This window comes from Streptomyces sp. col6, from assembly GCF_008042035.1.
Classification (GTDB): Bacteria; Actinomycetota; Actinomycetes; order Streptomycetales; family Streptomycetaceae; genus Streptomyces.
In genome coordinates this window covers 1,332,050-1,348,813 of the sequence record NZ_RDBL01000006.1, presented here as the reverse complement: position 1 = coordinate 1,348,813, position 16,764 = coordinate 1,332,050, and the positions used below count along the sequence as shown (strand labels likewise).

At 71.1% G+C, this 16,764-nt stretch carries 15 protein-coding genes; 5 read left to right on the top strand and 10 right to left on the bottom strand.

Translation table 11 applies throughout. The features are described from left to right. Positions 1–7 precede the first annotated feature (7 nt). Positions 8–1,825 (bottom strand): peptide ABC transporter substrate-binding protein, encoded by a 1,818-nt coding sequence (locus tag EAO73_RS10160; RefSeq protein ID WP_147971051.1) that lies wholly within the window; start codon positions 1,823–1,825, stop codon positions 8–10. A gap of 287 nt (positions 1,826–2,112) precedes the next feature. Here EAO73_RS10160 and EAO73_RS10155 point away from each other — a divergent pair, with 287 nt between their 5' ends. From EAO73_RS10155 to EAO73_RS10145, 3 genes are read left to right on the top strand one after another with little or no spacing between them, the layout of a single operon-like run. Next, on the top strand, positions 2,113–3,333 hold the full coding sequence (locus tag EAO73_RS10155) for an ROK family transcriptional regulator (RefSeq protein ID WP_191133981.1): 1,221 nt from the start codon (positions 2,113–2,115) through the stop codon (positions 3,331–3,333). 22 nt (positions 3,334–3,355) lie between these two features. Beyond that, entirely contained in the window at positions 3,356–4,879 is a 1,524-nt protein-coding gene (locus tag EAO73_RS10150; RefSeq protein WP_147971050.1) for a M81 family metallopeptidase, read from the top strand. Next, positions 4,876–5,631 (top strand): copper homeostasis protein CutC, encoded by a 756-nt coding sequence (locus EAO73_RS10145; protein ID WP_147971049.1) that lies wholly within the window; start codon positions 4,876–4,878, stop codon positions 5,629–5,631. The genes EAO73_RS10150 and EAO73_RS10145 overlap by 4 nt, the downstream gene beginning before the upstream one ends. Positions 5,632–5,691: 60 nt before the next feature. Here EAO73_RS10145 and EAO73_RS10140 read toward each other — a convergent pair whose 3' ends face one another. Both EAO73_RS10140 and EAO73_RS10135 read right to left on the bottom strand, forming a co-directional pair. Then, positions 5,692–6,759, bottom strand: a complete 1,068-nt coding sequence (locus EAO73_RS10140) for a DUF4185 domain-containing protein (protein ID WP_147971048.1) — start codon at positions 6,757–6,759, stop codon at positions 5,692–5,694. 84 nt (positions 6,760–6,843) lie between these two features. Next, positions 6,844–7,383, bottom strand: coding sequence for a hypothetical protein (locus tag EAO73_RS10135; protein WP_147971047.1), 540 nt, complete (start codon positions 7,381–7,383; stop codon positions 6,844–6,846). Positions 7,384–7,606: 223 nt separating this feature from the next. Here EAO73_RS10135 and EAO73_RS10130 point away from each other — a divergent pair, with 223 nt between their 5' ends. After that, the gene (locus EAO73_RS10130; protein ID WP_147971046.1) at positions 7,607–8,224 is read left to right on the top strand and encodes a YceI family protein; all 618 of its coding nucleotides are present in this window, start codon (positions 7,607–7,609) and stop codon (positions 8,222–8,224) included. Positions 8,225–8,293: 69 nt separating this feature from the next. On the opposite strand, the gene EAO73_RS10125 is transcribed toward EAO73_RS10130, so the two are convergent. The 6 genes from EAO73_RS10125 to EAO73_RS10095 all read right to left on the bottom strand — a co-directional run bounded on the left by EAO73_RS10125 (position 8,294) and on the right by EAO73_RS10095 (position 14,273). Then, a complete protein-coding gene (locus EAO73_RS10125) occupies positions 8,294–8,836 on the bottom strand; it encodes a DinB family protein (protein WP_147971045.1) in 543 nt (180 codons plus the stop codon). An 84-nt stretch (positions 8,837–8,920) separates the two neighbouring features. Beyond that, positions 8,921–10,495, bottom strand: a complete 1,575-nt coding sequence (locus tag EAO73_RS10120; RefSeq protein ID WP_147971044.1) for a bifunctional NAD(P)/FAD-dependent oxidoreductase/class I SAM-dependent methyltransferase — start codon at positions 10,493–10,495, stop codon at positions 8,921–8,923. 291 nt (positions 10,496–10,786) lie between these two features. Further along, complete coding sequence (locus tag EAO73_RS10110) at positions 10,787–11,446, bottom strand: class I SAM-dependent methyltransferase (protein ID WP_147971042.1); 660 nt, start codon at positions 11,444–11,446, stop codon at positions 10,787–10,789. 35 nt (positions 11,447–11,481) lie between these two features. Beyond that, a complete protein-coding gene (locus EAO73_RS10105) occupies positions 11,482–12,609 on the bottom strand; it encodes a glycoside hydrolase family 3 N-terminal domain-containing protein (protein WP_147971041.1) in 1,128 nt (375 codons plus the stop codon). Positions 12,610–12,697: 88 nt separating this feature from the next. Beyond that, complete coding sequence (locus EAO73_RS10100) at positions 12,698–13,552, bottom strand: GH25 family lysozyme (protein WP_147971040.1); 855 nt, start codon at positions 13,550–13,552, stop codon at positions 12,698–12,700. Between the two features lie 244 nt (positions 13,553–13,796). Next, on the bottom strand, positions 13,797–14,273 hold the full coding sequence (locus EAO73_RS10095) for a carboxymuconolactone decarboxylase family protein (protein WP_147971039.1): 477 nt from the start codon (positions 14,271–14,273) through the stop codon (positions 13,797–13,799). Positions 14,274–14,481: 208 nt separating this feature from the next. On the opposite strand from EAO73_RS10095, the gene EAO73_RS10090 reads away from it, so the two are divergent. Then, positions 14,482–16,107, top strand: a complete 1,626-nt coding sequence (locus EAO73_RS10090) for an adenosine deaminase family protein (protein ID WP_147971038.1) — start codon at positions 14,482–14,484, stop codon at positions 16,105–16,107. Positions 16,108–16,184: 77 nt separating this feature from the next. Here EAO73_RS10090 and EAO73_RS10085 read toward each other — a convergent pair whose 3' ends face one another. Continuing rightward, on the bottom strand, positions 16,185–16,697 hold the full coding sequence (locus EAO73_RS10085; protein ID WP_147971037.1) for a hypothetical protein: 513 nt from the start codon (positions 16,695–16,697) through the stop codon (positions 16,185–16,187). Positions 16,698–16,764 lie beyond the last annotated feature (67 nt).

The following is a 16,764-nucleotide window of genomic DNA, read 5'->3' as shown; positions in this document are numbered from 1 at the left end:
ACCCGGCTCACTTCTTGGTCCACTTCCACATGGCCGGGTGGAAGTTGGCGAGCGAGTCCTGGGCGAAGCCGCCGAGGCCGCTCCTGACGACGGAGACCTGGTAGTCGGGCTCCGGCAGCCAGATCACCGGGAGGTCCTTGGCCAGGGCCTCGCTGTACTTCTGCATGGCGGCGTCGGAGGAGTCGGTGGTGGTCTTCTCGACCAGCTTGTCCACGTCGGAGTTGGAGTAGCTGCCGAAGTTGGAGCCTCCGCCGGTCGCGAAGAGCGAGTCACCGCTCGGGTAGGCGGGGAAGTACCAGCTGCCGGCGCTGCCGAAGAAGGACAGCTGCCACTTGCAGCCGGAGTCCCCGGCCTCGCACTGGCCGGCCTGCGAGAGGACGGAGTTGACCGGTGCGGTCTTGATGCCGAAGCCGATGCCGGACTTGGCGAAGGAGGACTGGAGCGCGCTCATCAGGTTGTCGGTGACGGTCGAGCCGGACTGCGACAGCACCTGCATCTTGAACTTCGTGCCCTTGTCGACCCCGGCGCCGCACTGGTCGTCGCCGCTGCCGGCGTCGGTGCAGACCATCGTGCCGTTCTGCTCGGTCCAGCCGTGGTCGGTGAGGAGCTTGCGCGCCTTGACGGTGGAGAAGGGGTACGGGTTGTTCTTCTGCGCCTCGGAGACGAAGGAGGAGGTCTGGCCCTGCGGGACGGGCCCGTAGGTGGAGACGGCGGTCCCGTTGAAGATGACCTTGGACAGGGTCGCCTGGTCCACCGACATCTGGATCGCCTGGCGGGCGTAGAGCTGCTTGAAGACGGGGCCCATGGTGGGGTTGTTGAAGTTGTACGGCATGTACGTGATCGCCCAGCCGGCCCACGGCTTGAGGGTGTAGCCCTTGGCGGTGAAGGACGCTTCCTGGCTGAGGTTGGTGGCGTTGATGTAGCCGTAGTCGACCGTTCCGGCCCGCAGCGCGTTCTCCTCGGCGTCCGTGGTGGTGAACGGGAGCAGGTTCACGGTCTTGATGTTGGCCTTGCCGCCGCCGTCGTACTTGGCATTGGCCAGCAGCTGCACCTTGCCCGCGGTGGAGAAGGACTTGATGGTGTACGGGCCGCTGACCGTCTTCCAGAGCGGGTCGGTGGCGTAACCGGAGATCTTCTTGGCGGCCGTGTTGAGGTACGTCCACACCTTCCTGGCGCCCGCCGGGGTGAGGTCGAGGTCCGACACCTTGCCCGCGTCGCCGGTCTTGTCCCAGACGTGCTGCGGCATCGGGCGGATCATGCTCAGCTCGTTGGCGAGCATCCACTGCGTGTTGTAGGCCTTGTCGAAGGTGATCGTGAAGTGCGTGTCGTCCACGATCTTCAGCGCGGTCCAGTTGTCCGGCGCCTTACCCGGGCTGTAGCTGGCCCAGTCCTTCTTGTTGGCCTTGACCAGGTTGAACCAGAACTGCACGTCGCGCGAGGTGATCTTCTCGCCGTCGCTCCAGTGCCGGTCGCCGAGGGTGATCGTGACGCTCTTGCTGTCCTCGGCGAAGTCGGCGGCGGTCGCGAGCGAGTTGCCCTTGTTCCAGCCCACCTTGCCGGTGGAGCCGTCGTACGCGATCAGCGGCTCCCAGAGGGACTGGGATATCGAGGAGTTGTTGGTGTTCAGGTGGGCGGCGGTGCCGACCGGGAGGATCCAGTTCGGGGTGAAGTTCGCCGGCAGCGCGTAGTTGATGCTGTCCGACGAGGCGGAGCCGGAGGAGGTCGTGCCCCCGCCGGAACACCCGGACAGCAGTACGGCCGCGGTGGTGGCGGCGCCTGCGGCGAGGGCCCAACGGCGGCTGCGCACCGTACGGGTAAGGATCATGACACTCCTCGGTTCGATAGGGCCCGCAGCCGCTCGGGAAGGTCGGCGCTGCGTTCACGACAGCTAACGCCGCAGCCATCGAAGAAACAAACAAGAATTAGTAACAAGTAAGTTACTGCACATTCGACGAAAGTCCCCTTGCCCCATTTCACCCGACCCCTTGGGGTGTTTTGTGCCTATTCAGCGGCATTCCAGGGTGACCTACTTCCTTCATCCGACTGTTCCCCTGTGCGAAGTGCGGGCGTATCGTCTGCGCCACCTACCCCGTTGCGGAAGTAACTTTGTACATGACTGGAATAAGTGCGTGGGACCGCAAGGCCACCAAAGGGACCCCGTCCCTCGCCGTGCGTGTTCTGGAACTCATCGCTTCGGGCCAGGCCACGTCACGCGCCGAACTCGCGGAGCGTCTCGGGGCCGCCGCGTCCACCATCTCCCTCGCCGTGGGGCACCTGGTGGATCGCGGTCTGGTCGCCGAGGAAGGCATTCAGGCCTCCACGGGCGGACGCCCCCGCAAGGCGCTGAGGGTCGGAAGCCGTGACGACTTCGCCGTCGCCGCCGACCTCGGAGGCCGGCACGCCAGGATCGGCGTGGTCCTTCCGGGCGGCGGCCTGACCGACGTCTCGACGGTCCCGTTCCTGATCTCCGACGGACCGGAGGCGGCCCTGCCCCGGCTGGCCGAGGCCCTGGAGACCCTGGCCGGCCGACGTGAAACCGGCCGCCTGCGCGGAGTCGGGCTCTCACTGCCCGGCCCGGTGGACACCGTGTCGGGGTCGGTCGTCCGGCCCTCGCGGATGCCGGGCTGGAACCGCTTCCCGGTCGCCGACTGGCTCCAGGAGCGCTTCGGCGTCCCGGCAGCCGTGGACAACGACGCCAACTGCATGGCGGTCGGCGAGCACACCGTCCGGCCCGACGCGAACGCTCAGACCATCATGGTCAAGATCGGTTCCGCGATCGGCGCTGGCGTGATCGTCGAGGGGCGCCTGTACCGGGGCGCCCAGGGCGCCGCCGGGGACATCACGCACATCCGGATCGACGCCGGTGCCGGCATCCCCTGCTCCTGCGGGAACACCGGCTGCCTGGAGACCGTGGCGTCGGGTGCCGCGCTGGTACGCATCCTGCGCGAGCGCGGGGCCGACGTGAACAGCACCGAGGACGTGGCCCGGCTCGCCCTGGACGGCGACCCCCTGGCCACCCGCACGGTCCGCAGGGCCGGCGACTACCTGGGCCAGGTGCTCGCCGCCAACGTCAACTTCTTCAACCCGGACGCCGTCTACCTGGGCGGCATCCTCTCCACCCTGGAACAGTTCGTCGCCGCTGTGCGCAGCCGGCTCTACGAGAGCTGCCATCCGCTCGTCACCGAGCACCTCACCATCGAGCGGACCAGGCTCGGCGCCGACGCCGGACTGGTCGGCGCCGGCCAGTTCGCCCTCCAGCACGCCCTGGCCCACGCGCTGCACGAGGTGGGCGGAACCGACCGGCCCGGCACGCTCGCCCCCCGTCACCCCTGACGCCCGACCCCTACGAGGAGCCATGTCGCAATCCCGCACCGCCGCATCCCGCCCGGTCATCGCCGTCGCAGGGCTCGGTATCGAGTCCTCCACCTTCTCCCCCGCCCGGACCGGGGCCGCCGCCTTCCACCCTTCGCGCGGCGCCGAGGTGCTGGACCGCTACCCCTTCCTGGCCCCCGGTGAGGAACTGCGCGAGGCGGCCGACTGGCACGGTGCCCTGGTCGGCAAGTCACTGCCGGGCGGCACCGTCACCGCCGCGGCCTGGCAGGAGCTGACCGACGAACTGATCGAACGGCTCGCCGCGCTGCCCCGCCCGGACGGCCTCTGGTACGACATCCACGGCGCGATGACCGTCGAGGGCGTCGACGACGCGGAGGCCGTCCTGCTGGACCGCATCCGCGCCACCGTCGGCCCGGACGTGATCATCTCCACCTCGATGGACCTGCACGGCAACGTCTCCCGCGAACTCGTCCACGGCAGCGACCTGATCACCTGTTACCGGCTGGCCCCGCACGAGGACCACATGGAGACCAAGGAGAGGGCCGCCCGCAACCTGGTCGACCTGCTGGTCTCCGGCGCGCCCCGCCCGGTCAAGGCGTGGGTGCCGGTCCCCGTGCTGCTGGCCGGCGAGCAGACCTCCACCAGGATCGAACCGGCGAAGAGCGTGTACGCGGCGGTGGCCGACGTCGAGGCCGTGGACGGCGTGACCGACGCCGCCATCTGGGTCGGCTACGCCTGGGCCGACGAGCCCCGCAACCGCGCCGCCGTGGTGGTCACCGGCACCGACCGGGACGCCGTGGCGGCCGGGGCCGAGCGCCTGGCCGAGGGCTTCTGGAAGGCCCGCGACGACTTCGAGTTCGTCGCCCCGACCGGCACCTTCGACGGCATCCTGGACGAGGCCCTGGGCTCCGACCAGCGCCCTTACTTCATCAGCGACACCGGGGACAACCCGACCGCGGGCGGCTCCGGCGACATGACCTGGGGCCTGACCCGGCTGCTGGCCCGCCCGGAGTTCCAGAAGGACGACGGCCCGGCCGTCATCTACGCCTCGGTGCCGGGACCGGCGGCCGTCGCGACGGCCGCCGCCGCCGGTGTGGGCGCCACCGTCACCGTCACCGCCGGGGCCGAGGTGGACGACCGGCATGCCGGCCCGGTCACCCTGACCGGCACGGTGCACTCGGTCCGGCACGGCGACCGCGACGCGCGGACCGAGGTCGTGATCCGGGTGGGCAGCGTGTACGCGATCCTCACGGAACTGCGCAAGCCGTACCACCACGAGCACGACTTCACCGACCTCGGCCTCGACCCGCGCGGCGCCGACATCGTGATCGTGAAGATCGGCTACCTGGAGCCGGAGCTCTTCGACATGTCGGTGGGCTGGAAGATGGCGCTCACCCCCGGCGGTGTGGACCAGGACCTGGTGCGCCTGGGCCACCACCGCATCCGCCGCCCGATGTTCCCCTTCGACCGCGAGATGGCCGACCCGGACCTGTCGGCCCGCATCATCCCCGCCTCCGACCAGCCGCTGACCGGGGACGACGAATGAGCCCCCGTCCCGCCTTGGAGATCGCCGTCACCTCACCGGCCGGCGCCCGCGCCGCCCGCGAGAACGGCGCCGACCGGGTCGAGCTGTGCACCGCGCTGGAGCTGGGCGGTCTGACCCCGTCGGCCGCCCTGGTCGAGGCGGTCGCCGCGGAAGGGCTGCCGGTTCAGGTGCTGGTCCGGTGCCGGCCCGGCGACTTCGTCCACGACGCGGAGGAGGTCGCCCTCATGGCCGCCGAGGTCCGGTCGGTCATCGCCTCCGGCGCCTCCGGGGTGGTCATCGGCGCGCTCACCGCCGACGGCGCCCTGGACACCGAAGCGGTCGCCCGGCTCGCCGACGCGGCCCGCGCCTCGGGCCGCCCGATGGAGGTGACCCTGCACCGGGCCGTCGACCAGTCCGCGGACCCGGTGGCCACCGCCGCGCTGCTGCCCTCCCTCGGCCTGACCCGGGTCCTCACGTCGGGCGGCGCCCCCGCTGCGGCCGAAGGGCTGGCGACGATCGCCGCGATGGCCGAGGCCGCCCCGGAGGTGGAGGTGATGGCCGGCGGCGGTGTACGCCTCGCCGACATCCCGGCGCTGGCCTCGGCCGGTGTCGCCTCCGTCCACCTCTCCGCCAAGACCCGCGCGCCGCGCCGGGCGGGCAGCGCCTGGGTTCCGCTCGGCGCGGGCGGTACGTCGGCCGAGCAGGACACCCACTTCGTCACCGACCCCGAGGTCGTGGCGCGGGCGTGCCGGGCTCTGGACGCGGTGGTCTGAAACCCCCGTCCCGCACGGAGAGGCGCCCCGCCCTTCCCGGGTGGGGCGCCTTCTCGGCGTTCAGGCGGCGAGGCCGTTGATGCGGTACTGCATGACCCGATAGTTCTGGTTGTCGAACCACTGGCTGACGGCGATGTGGAAGTCGGCGAACGTCGATCCCGGGACGATGAAGCCCCCGTACGGGCTGGCGACCGCGTTGCCCACCTCCAGACCGGGCACGGTGGGCACGATCATGGTCTGTTCCGGGGTGGCGAACAGGTTGGACGTGGGCAGCGCGAAGATCTGCGCCCGGATGTCGAGCGGAGCCATGTTGAGCCAGGTGAAGGCGTACTTGCCGCCCATGGCCCGGAAGCAGATCTCGCCCCAGCGGCGGGCCGCGGTGATGGTGGTCGGCGGGTTCCCCCAGGCCCAGACGCCTCCCGCGTATCCCCAGGGCTGGTAGGCGGCGGGGTTCCCGAGGGCGTCCTGCCGCACCCGGTGGAGCAGCAGCCCCGAGGTGATGTCCCGGTTGAACGCGGTGGACAGGACGTAGCAGTACCCGTCGTCGGCGACCGCGTACGTCTTCTGCTGGAACTGGCCGCCGTACTGGTCGCCGGGCCACTGGCAGAGGTACTGCCAGGTGTTGCCGTTGTCGTCGGAGCGCCAGAAGTCCGAGTGGTGCGTGCGGTAGATGACCCCGCGCATCAGGTGCATGTACATCGTGGAGCCGACGGTGAACACGTCGGACGGGATGGCCGTGGTGCCGCCCGCGTGGCCCTCGGGGACGAGCCCGACGGCATGGGCGCCGCCGACGCTCCCGTCGATGACGAGGGAGCCTAGGGAGGCGTTGGAGGCACGCAGTCCCACGGGGGCGCGCCAGTCGGGTCCGCCGACCCCGCCGCCGTCGAAGGTGTCGCCGCAGACGAGGAGCATCGAGCCGTCGGGGCAACGGGCCGGGATGCCGAGGTCCGTCCAGGGTGCGGCGAAGCGGCCGGTCTCCGCCGGGCCGGTGAGGTTGCGGATCCTGCCGCCGGTGACGAGGGACGCGGCGCCGGCGGCCGGGGCGCCGGCGGCGAGTCCGGCCGCGGCGAGGGCGGCGCCGGCGCCGGTGCGCAGCAGGGCGCGGCGGCTCGGGTTGTTCGCATGCATGGGCAGCTCCTGTGGGGAGGGGCGCGCGGAGGGTTCGGGTGCCCCCGCCCGTGCGGACGGGGGCACCCGGACGACGATGGCCGGTCAGCAGCCGCCGCAGTTGTAGTAGGTCACGTCCCAGTGGTTGCCCTCGTCGGCGTAGACGTTGCCGGAGCCGGACTTGTACTGGGGCGCGCCGTCACCGCGCAGTCCGATGTAGGTGAACGCGCTCTTCACGTAGTTGGTGAGACAGGTGGTCTTGCCGAAGTCGAGCTTGTAGCCGTTCCAGTGCGAGTACGTGCCGCTGGCGTGCCCGGTCTCGGTGCCGCCGGTGATGTTCAGGGCGCAGCCGGTGGCGCTCTTGAGGGTCTGGGCGCCCTGGGCGGTCGGCAGGTTGAGCTGGTCGAACGAGGTGCAGGTGGCGACGTTGCGGTTGGAGCAGCCGCCCGAGGACGACCAGGTGATGCCGGACGAGCTGAAGCGCGAGGTCGCCTGGCTGTGGGTGAGCTTGGTGACGGCGTACGCGTCGGTGGTCCCGCTCACGAGGCCGAAGCCCGGGGCGAAGAGGACGCCGAGGACGAGGGCGAGGGCGGTCAGGACGGGGCGCAGCGTCATCCGGGAGACGTGGGGCGCGCGGAACTCCATGGGGGGACTCCTCCTGTGCATGACAAAGGGGCAGGAGAGATGGTGCCCCAGTTCTACGCGCGTCGCCAGAGGGCCCGACGTAACGGCCGCGTGAACAGATGACGGCGACCGCAACAGTCCTCGCCATAGATGTTGAACTTTGAACAAGATGGGTCTACAGTGAATGTCGTTGAAGGTTAAACAACAGGCCGGGTCCACTCGGCCTCGTCCCCGAGGAGGAGCCATGGCTCTGTTCAACCGCAAGAACGACGCCGCCACCGCCGTGACCACGGCCGAGGTCGACCCCGCCCTGGCCGCTCTCACGGGTGACTACACGATCGACCCGGCGCACAGCAGCATCGGCTTCACCGTGCGGCACGCCATGGTCACCAACGTCCGCGGCTCCTTCGCCGACCACGAGGGTTCCCTGAAGCTGGACGGCAGCGACCCGGCCAACTCCTCGGCCTCGATCGACGTGAAGATCGCCAGCGTGGACACCGGTATCAAGGACCGCGACGGCCACCTGGTGAGCGGCGACTTCTTCGACGCCGAGAAGTTCCCCCTGATGACGTTCCGCTCGACCTCGGCCGAGCAGCTCGGCGGTGACAAGTACCGCGTCACCGGCGACCTCACCATCAAGGACGTGACCCGCCCGCTCGCCATCGACCTGGAGTTCAACGGCTCCGCGACCGATGTCTACGGCAACGAGCGCGTCGGCTTCGAGGGCGGCGCCGAGATCCTGCGCTCCGACTGGGGCCTGACCTGGAACGCGGCGCTGGAGACCGGCGGCGTGATGGTCAGCGACAAGGTGAAGCTGAACTTCGACATCTCCGCGATCAAGGCCGCCGCCCCGCAGGCCTGATCCATCCCCGAACGCCCGCCGCCCGCTCCTCGTACGGGAGCGGGCGGCGGGCGTTCGGTGCGTCCCGGGTCAGCCCATGGACTTCGCGCCGTCCAGGGACTCCCGGATGATGTCCGCGTGGCCGGCGTGCTGGGCGGTCTCCGCGACGATGTGCACCAGCACCCGGCGGGCCGACCACTTCGCGTCCCCGTCGAACCAGGGCGCCTTCGGCAGCGCGTGCGAGACGCCCAGATCGGGCAGCGAGGCGACCAGCTCGTCGGTCGCCTCCGCCACCTTCTCGTACGCGTCGAGCACGCCGGCCAGCGTCTCGCCCGGCAGCATCCTGAAGTCGTCGGCCCGCTGGGCGAAGTCCGCCTCGGTCATCGCGGTGAAGTCCGGCATCGCGGAGGCGCCCTCCACGATGAACGCGGCCCAGGTCCGCTCCACCGAGGTGACGTGCTTGATGAGGCCGCCGAGACACAGCTCGCTCTTCGTGGTCCGCTGCCCGGCCTCCTCGTCGGTCAGGTCGCGGGTGGTGAACCGCAGGAAGTGCCGCTGCTTGCCCAGCGCCTCCAGCAGGTCGGCGCGCTCGTCGGAGCCGGTGTTCGCGGGGGCCGTCTCGCTGGCGTTCATGGGTTCTGCCTTCCGTCGTTCCTGTTCCGCCGTCAGGAATGACAGTACGAGCCCTTTAGGTCGGTATCCGTCCTATACGCGCGGTCAACGCCGTCTGATCTTCAGGGCGTTGTCCGTACGGGTGGTGGGATTGCCGTCCGGGTCGTTCTGCACGCGCTCGTGCTCCTCGCTGAGCAGCACCTCCCACTCCCCCTCCGGCAGCTCCAGCGAGGCCAGCACCTCGTCCGGGGTCGGCAGCTCCATGTCCGCGTGGTGGTGGTCCCAGGCCGGGAAGCCCGCGTGGCCCACGATCAGCAGCACCCCGCCCGGGGCGACCGCGCGGGCCGCCCGGCGCAGAATGCGTTCGCGGGGCAGGTCGCCCATGGAGTGCAGGAACTGCGCCGAGACAAGGTCGTACGCCCCTTCGGGGAACGTGACGCCCAGGTCGTGGAACTGCCAGTCCACCCGGCCGGCGACGCCCGCCTCCGCCGCGTGCTCGGCCGCCCGGCCCAGCGCGACGCGCGAGATGTCCGTGGCGGTGACCCGCCAGCCCCGGCCCGCCAGCCACACCGCGTCCGCACCCTCCCCGCAGCCCAGGTCCAGCGCCCGGCCCGGCTCCAGGTCCTCGACCTCGCGGACGAGCACGGTGTTGGGCTTGCCGCTCCAGATCCGGTCGCTCTCGCGGTAGCGGTCGTCCCACATCTGGGCGTCCGAGGGCGCGTTGCGGGCCTTCACGGCCCGCTCGGTGTCCTCCATGACGAGGTCCCCGTTGATGGCCCCGCCCGCCTTCAGCCCGGCCGCCGCCGAGCCGATCACCTGGTCCATGAGACCGGTGACGTTCCCGGCCACCCACACACCGGGCACTGCCGTGGCCCCGTTCGGGTCCACCTCGATGTACGAGCCGAGGGTGTGCCCGCCCATCTCCAGCGGTACGGGCCGCAGCCCCAGGCTCTCCAGTACGCCGGAGCGCGCCGTGAACCTCGGCTGCACGACCAACGCCGCCCGCTCGACCACCCGGCCGCCCGCGAGGCGTACGCCGGTCAGCCGGTCGCCGCTGACCTCCAGCCCAGCCACCTCGCCGTCCACGACCGCGATGCCACGCGCGGCGAGCTGCTCGTACTCCTCGTCGCTGAGCTCCGGAGCCTGGTGCAGGAAGAGAGTGACGTCCTCGCTCCACTGCCGCCACAGCAGCGCCTGGTGCACGGCCATGGGGCTGACCCCGATGACGCCGATCGCCGCGTCGCGCACCTCCCAGCCGTGGCAGTACGGGCAGTGCAGCACCTCGCGGCCCCACCGCCCGGCCAGGCCCGGGATCGCCGGCAGCTCGTCGGTCAGCCCGGTCGTGACCAGCAGCCGCCGCGCGGTGACGGTCGTCCCGTCCCCGCGTACGACCCGGAACCCCGAGTCCTCCGGCAGCCGCTCGGCCACGGTGACCTCACCGGTGACGACCTCCACCCCGTAGCCGGCCACTTCCTCCCGGCCGATCGCCAGGAGTTCGCCGGGCGGGGTGCCCTCGCGGCCCAGGTAGTTGTGGATGTGGGACGCGGGCGCGTTGCGCGGGCTGCCCGAGTCGATCACCAGCACCGAGCGCCGGGCCCGGCCCAGCGCCAGTGCCCCGCTCAGCCCGGCGGCCCCGCCGCCGACCACCACTACGTCGTACATCTGCGTCATGTCGCTCATGCGCGCACCTCCAATACGGCAGATGGTGCGCGTCGCCCGGCGCCACGGCAAACATCCTTGCCGGTGCGGCAAACCCGGGCCTTGGTGAAGATCCTCGCCGGGGCGGCGACTGCGTCGGCGAACCGCTAGGGAGTGTCTTGCCGATCATGGCCGGGTCCGCGACGCCTGGTACGGCACCTCGCGGCGTTGCCGAAACGCCCCAATAGCTCCGCTATCGAGACGCTCCGGCGCCTTGCGATGCACCGCACCAGACGCCGCGGCCTGATCCGACCCTGATCGACAAGACACCCCCTAGGACCTCGTCGCCGCGAGGTAGACGCGGCGGGCCGGGATCTCGTCCTCGTACGCCTCGCGGACCGTGCAGTCGTCGACGCGGAAACCCGCGTCCCGGGCCGCCGTGCGCAGTTCGTATGCCGTGAACTCCGCCCAGTACACGCGGAGTTCGCCGCCCATGGGATCGTCGACGACCCCGTCCCCCGTGCCCTCCTTCGCGACGGTCAGCAGCTGTCCGCCGGGGCGTACCGCTGCTGCCCAGGCCGCCAGCGTCACGGGCAGCACGCGCTTGGGCTGGTCGTGCAGCGAGTAGTACGCGACCAGCCCGTCGAGCGGGCCCGTGCCGATCGCGCCCTGGTCCATGACGGCGAACCGGCAGCCCGGCTGCTCGCGGCGGGCGAGGTCGACGCAGCGGGGCGAGAGGTCGATACCCAGCACATCGAGGCCATGGGACGCCAACAGGGCCGTCACATGGCCGCAGGGCCCGCACCCGGCGTCGTACACCCTGGCTCCCGCGCCGACCCGGTCCGCGAAGGCGCGCAGGACGTCCAGGTCGTACGGCTTGCCCTCCAACTCGTCGCGGAAGAGCCGGAGGTACTGCTCCGCGCGCGCGTCCCACGTACGGACGACGTCGGCGGCGCTGCCGGGGGCGGGAGAGGGGACGGGCGCGTCGGTCACCGCCGTAATCTAGCGAGTACGCCTCCGGCGGGCCGTCACAGCCCCGCGCGCAGCGCGTTCACGCGGGCCGCGGCGGCGTCGAAGGCGGTCGGGTCCAGGGAGTCGCCCAGGGCGTCGGCCAGGGCGGTCACTGCCTCGTCGCCCTGGGAGACGCTGCGCGCCGAGCAGAGGATGAGGTCCATGCCCGCGGCGGCGGCCTTCACGGCGCGCTGGGACGTACTGCCGTAGGACGAGAGCGCGCCGGCCTCCAGGGCGTCGGTGACCGTGACGCCCTTGAAGCCGAGGCGGTTGCGCAGCTCGCCTACGACGGTCGGCGAGAGACCGGCGGGGCGGGCGGAGTCCAGGGCGGTGTAGACGGCCCAGGAGAGCATGACGAGCTTGACGCCGGCGGCGATCGCGTCACGGTACGGCGCCTCGTCCACGCTGCGCAGGCTGGAGGCGGAGGTGCTGATCGTGACGGCGCGCAGGTCGGTGTTCTGGCTCGCCGTGGCCGGGCCGAGTCCCGGGAAGTGCTTGGCGGTGGCGGCGACGCCCTCCGCCTGCTGGGCGGTGATGAAAGTGGACCCGCAACTGGCTACGGCCGCGGCCGACTTGCTGTATGAACGCTCGTACTGGTCGGTGAAGTCGCCGTCCTTGCGGTAGACGTCCAGGACCGGGGCGAGGTTGACGTTCATGCCGATGCCCGCGAGGTTCAGGCCCGCGCCGCTGCCGGTGAAGTCGGCCCAGTAGTGCGGGTCGGACGAGGCGCCGACGTCCTTCGCGGACCTCACGGGCTCGCCGGGCAGCCGGCGGATGACACCACCCTCCTGGTCGGTCATCAGGAGCAGCGGGGCCTTGACCGGGGACGAGGCGTGGGCCGCCTTCATCTGGTTGATGACGCCCTCGATCTGGCTCAGGTTCTGGATGTTCTCGCCGAAGAAGATGACCCCGGCCGTGTGACCCTGCTTGATGGCGTCCATCAGGGACGCGGGCGGGGTGAGCCCCGGGTAGGAGTGGATCACGCACTGCCCGGCGCGCTGGAGGGGGGACAGGGCGGAGAAGCGGGGCCGCGTGGCCATCGGCAGCCGGAGGGCCGCCTCCGCACCGGCCGCCGGGGCCAGGCCGCCGGCCAGGGCCGCGGCTCCGGCGATCAGGGCGCCGCGCCTGCTGAGCGGTGGGGTCATGACGTGCTCCTTCGTGAGCGGTCGTGGGGGACGGGAGCCGGAGCGGCCCGACCTGGCCGCTCCGGCTCGTACACCTATACGTTTACGTTCACGGCGTGTTGTTCGCCAGGGCCAGCAGGCGGGAGCGGTCGCCGCTGAAGCGGTCGCGGTCGACGTTGCCGGAGACACCGTTCACCGCGCCGGTGGAGGTGTACTGCCAGACCGTGTAGAAGGGGAAGCCCGACGGGATGCTGGGGGTGCCGGTGGTCCAGTTCGCGACCCACAGGGGGCTGCGGGCGGACATGCCGCTCCAGCCGCCGGTGCAGGTGTTCCACCAGCTCGGACTGGTGTAGATCACGACGTCACGGCCGGTGCGGGCCTTGTACTGGTTGTAGAAGTCGAGGATCCACTGCTGCATGGAGGCCTGGGAGTAGCCGTAGCAGGTGCCCTCGATGTCCAGCACGCCCGGAAGCGTGAGGTTGTCGCGGGACCAGGCGCCGCCGTTGCTCGCGAAGAAGTCCGCCTGGGCCGCGCCGCCGGAGACGTCCGGCCGGGCGTAGTGGTACGCGCCCCGGATGACGCCCGCGTTGTAGGCGTTCAGGTAGTTGGCGCTGAACGTCGGGTCCTTGTACGTCAGTCCTTCGGTCGCCTTCATCCAGGCGAACTCGATGCCCGCGCCGCGCACCGAGCTCCAGTTGATGCCGCCCTGCCAGCTGGAGACGTCGATGCCCTCGGGGTTCGCCTTGAGCTGGGCACCGGCACCGGGGTCGAGGTGCAGCTGCCGGGTGTCCGGCTTGAAGTCCTTGCTGTCCTGGACGTAGCCGACACCCATGTACCCCTTGCCGAGCGGGACGGGGTTGTCGTGGCGGGGCGCCGCCGACGCGGAGCCGGACATCAGGCCGAGCAGCAGTGCCGCGCTCGTGGCGATGACACCGGCCGCGGTGAATCTCTTGCGCGTGGTCATGAGGAGCCTCCTGCTGGTGGGGGGACGGCCGTCGACCGACCGCTCGGGCAGCACGCTTCACGATGTTCTACGCGCGTGGTCTACGCGCGTCCACTTGTCGCGAACACGACATAGTCAGCCACAGAACCGCACGCCGGTAAACAGTTTTCTCCCTTCGTTAGTGGTCTAGACCTCTTTGCGTCGGCATGAGCTGCGCGAACGGCCGCCGCCCGGCAGAACTTTCCGGGCGGCGGCATCCGTACCGTCAGGCGTACTGGCCGGCCACGTAGGCGCCCGCCGGCTGCTGGGTCGCGACGTTGAGCCGGTTGAAGGCGTTGATGAGGGCGGTGATGCTCACAAGGGCCGCCATCTCGTCCTCGTCGTAGTGCTTGGCCGCCCCGGCCCAGACCTCGTCCGGGACCCCGCCCGCCCCGTCCGCGATGCGCGTCGCTTCCTCGACGAACTCCAGGGCGGCGCGTTCGGCGTCGGTGAAGACCGTGGCCTCGCGCCAGGCGGCGACCAGGTTGACACGGGTGGTGGACTCGCCGCCGGCGAGAAGGTCCTTGGTGTGCATGTCGACGCAGACCGCGCAGCCGTTGATCTGGCTGGCGCGCAGCGTGACCAGCTCCAGCGTGTGGCCCGGAATCGTGGAGGTGGCGGCGAGTTCCTTGCCCGCCGCGACGAAGTGCTTCAGGGTCTTGGCCGCGACGGCGTTGGTGAAGAGGTTGAGGCGCGCTTCCATGGTGGTTCCCCTGCCGTGAGTCGGGTCGGTGTTCTCTACACCCCTCTGACGGAGCGGCCGACGGCGATGTGACAGGTACGGAAGTGACCTGGGTCTCCCGCCCGGCTCTCTCCGCCGGTCTCTCCTGCGCCCACTCGATCGGGTGGACGTTCGGCCTTCCCGGCATGATTCCGCGTCACATGACCCCGGCGAGCGCGATCATGCGTCGGTGATCTCTTCCCATCGGACGGCACGCCGTCCCAAGTCCTCCCTGCTGGCCGGGTTCGGCGGCGCGCTCGCCCTCCTGACCCTGCTTCCGGCGATCCCGGCGACCGCCTCCGCCCCCGCGCAGGACGGCGCCGCACGGGCCGCCGGATACGCGTCGCCCCGCGCCGTCACACCGGCCGAGCGCCGCACCGCCGCGTACCTGGACTCGCTGCGGGAACGGCCCGCGCGGCTGCGGGCCTTCTTCAAGGAGCTGCCCAAGGGCGGCGACCTGCACAACCACCTCTCCGGGGCGGTGACCACGGAGTACCTGCTCCAGCTCGCGATCGAGCAGGGGCTCTGCATCGACGCGACGATGACCGCGGTGGCCTCGCCGTGCGCCCCGGGCGCCCGGCCGGCCTCCGACGCGCGCACCGACCCCGCGTTCAAGCAGCAGATCATCCGGGCCTGGTCGATGCAGGACTTCCCGGCCGACGAGTCCGGGCACGACCACTTCTTCGACACGTTCGGCAAGTTCGGCATGGCGACCTGGTACACCCGGGGCAAGATGCTCGCCAACGTCGCGAACACCGTGGTGAAGCAGAACCAGTTCTACCTGGAGACGATGGTCAGCCCGGCCTCGGACAGCGCCAAGGCACTGGCCGACGCGGTGGGTTACGACGCCGACCTCGCCGCGCTGCACCGCAAGCTCCTGGCCGGCGGCAAGCTGGACAAGGTCATCGACGAGGCGGTCAAGGAGGCCGACGACAGCGACGCGCAGTTCCGTGAGGCCGCGCACTGCGACACCCCGCGCCCGGCGCCCGGCTGCCGGCTGCCCGTCCGCTGGATCTCCCAGGTCTCCCGGGGCAGTTCGCCGGTCCGCGTCTTCACGCAGATGGCGGTCGGCATGCGGCTGGCCGAGCGCGACCACCGGTTCGTCGCGGTCAACCTCGTCCAGCCGGAGGACTGGGACAGCTCGCTGGAGAACTACAGCCTCCAGATGCGGATGCTGAAGTACCTGCGCGGGCAGTACCCGGGCGCCCACCTCACCCTGCACGCCGGTGAGCTGGCGCCCGGCCTGGTCAAGCCGGAGGACCTGACCTTCCACATCAACGAGGCGGTGCGGGTCGCCGGCGCCGAGCGCATCGGCCATGGCGTGGACCTGGTCCACGAGAACGACTGGCGGCAGCTGGCCAGGACGATGGCGCGGCGGCACGTGGCCGTCGAGGTGCCGTTCTCCAGCAACAAGCAGATCCTCGGCATCGCGGGCGACGACCACCCGTTCAACGCGTACCGCCGCTACGGCGTGCCGATCGTGCTGTCCACGGACGACCCGGGCGTCTCCCGGATCGACATCAGCCACGAGTACCAGTACGCGGCGAAGACCTACAGCCTCTCGTACACCGAGCTGAAGGACCTGGCCCGCGCCTCGCTGGAGTACGCCTTCCGCGACGGCCGCAGCCTGTGGGCCGCCGGCTCCGCGCCCTCCGGCTACCGCGTGGTCGACGCCTGCCGGGCCGACCGCCCCGGTGACGGCCGCCCCGGCGCGCGCTGCGCGGCGTACCTCGCGCGCAGCCCGAAGGCGGCGACCGAGTGGCGCCAGGAGGCGGCCTTCGCCACCTTCGAGCGCGCCCACGGCGGACGCGGCTGACCCGCCCGTCAGTCCTTCCACCACGTCCGGGCCGCGGGGCCGCACCCCGCGGCCCATTCGTGCGTCCGGTTCCCGCCTCAGCGGCGCGCGCCCGGATGAGCCGGGTCGGCGGTGATCTTCACGTTCTGGGGCGCGTCGCGGGGGAAGGTCCAGATCCGGCCGGCGGTGCTGACCGCGGTCACCGCGGTGTCGTCCAGGGTGACGGCGTGGAACGGGTTGGACCAGCCGGAGACGGCGAGCCATTCGAGGGTGCTGTCCTCGTCGTCCCGGGTCAGCGCGACCCAGCCGATGGAGCCGTGCTGGGCGGACTCCCCCGCCCAGGCGCGGCTGGTGCCGTGGACGTGGGTGGCGAGTGCGGAGTCGACCTCCACCCAGTCGTCCGTGCTCCACTCGGTGGCCCGCAGGATCTGCGCCCAGTGCCAGGTCTCCGCCCGCGGATCACCGGGCCGGTCCGGGGGCCGCGTCCGCAGGAGGTCCATCACGCGGAGCGAACCGTCGGCGAACACGAGGAAGTCGCCGTCGGGTGCTTCCCGTTCCCGCCAGCGGCGGTGCACCAGCCGGGCCATGGGCGTCGCGGCCGAACCGTTCATGCGCGCGATTCTGTCACGGGACGCTCCCGGCCCCGTGGTCAGAACCCGCCGCCGAAGTCCCCTCCCC

What these genes read in the sequence shown, in the direction of transcription:
- EAO73_RS10150 (WP_147971050.1), top strand. Translation starts at nt 3,356, where the DNA reads ATGTCGCAATCCCGCACCGCCGCATCCCGCCCGGTCATCGCCGTCGCA.
- EAO73_RS10095 (WP_147971039.1), bottom strand. Translation starts at nt 14,273, where the DNA reads ATGGAAGCGCGCCTCAACCTCTTCACCAACGCCGTCGCGGCCAAGACC.
- EAO73_RS10140 (WP_147971048.1), bottom strand. Translation starts at nt 6,759, where the DNA reads ATGCATGCGAACAACCCGAGCCGCCGCGCCCTGCTGCGCACCGGCGCC.
- EAO73_RS10120 (WP_147971044.1), bottom strand. Translation starts at nt 10,495, where the DNA reads ATGAGCGACATGACGCAGATGTACGACGTAGTGGTGGTCGGCGGCGGG.
- EAO73_RS10105 (WP_147971041.1), bottom strand. Translation starts at nt 12,609, where the DNA reads ATGACCCCACCGCTCAGCAGGCGCGGCGCCCTGATCGCCGGAGCCGCG.
- EAO73_RS10085 (WP_147971037.1), bottom strand. Translation starts at nt 16,697, where the DNA reads ATGAACGGTTCGGCCGCGACGCCCATGGCCCGGCTGGTGCACCGCCGC.
- EAO73_RS10130 (WP_147971046.1), top strand. Translation starts at nt 7,607, where the DNA reads ATGGCTCTGTTCAACCGCAAGAACGACGCCGCCACCGCCGTGACCACG.
- EAO73_RS10160 (WP_147971051.1), bottom strand. Translation starts at nt 1,825, where the DNA reads ATGATCCTTACCCGTACGGTGCGCAGCCGCCGTTGGGCCCTCGCCGCA.
- EAO73_RS10145 (WP_147971049.1), top strand. Translation starts at nt 4,876, where the DNA reads ATGAGCCCCCGTCCCGCCTTGGAGATCGCCGTCACCTCACCGGCCGGC.
- EAO73_RS10100 (WP_147971040.1), bottom strand. Translation starts at nt 13,552, where the DNA reads ATGACCACGCGCAAGAGATTCACCGCGGCCGGTGTCATCGCCACGAGC.
- EAO73_RS10155 (WP_191133981.1), top strand. Translation starts at nt 2,113, where the DNA reads ATGACTGGAATAAGTGCGTGGGACCGCAAGGCCACCAAAGGGACCCCG.
- EAO73_RS10135 (WP_147971047.1), bottom strand. Translation starts at nt 7,383, where the DNA reads ATGGAGTTCCGCGCGCCCCACGTCTCCCGGATGACGCTGCGCCCCGTC.
- EAO73_RS10125 (WP_147971045.1), bottom strand. Translation starts at nt 8,836, where the DNA reads ATGAACGCCAGCGAGACGGCCCCCGCGAACACCGGCTCCGACGAGCGC.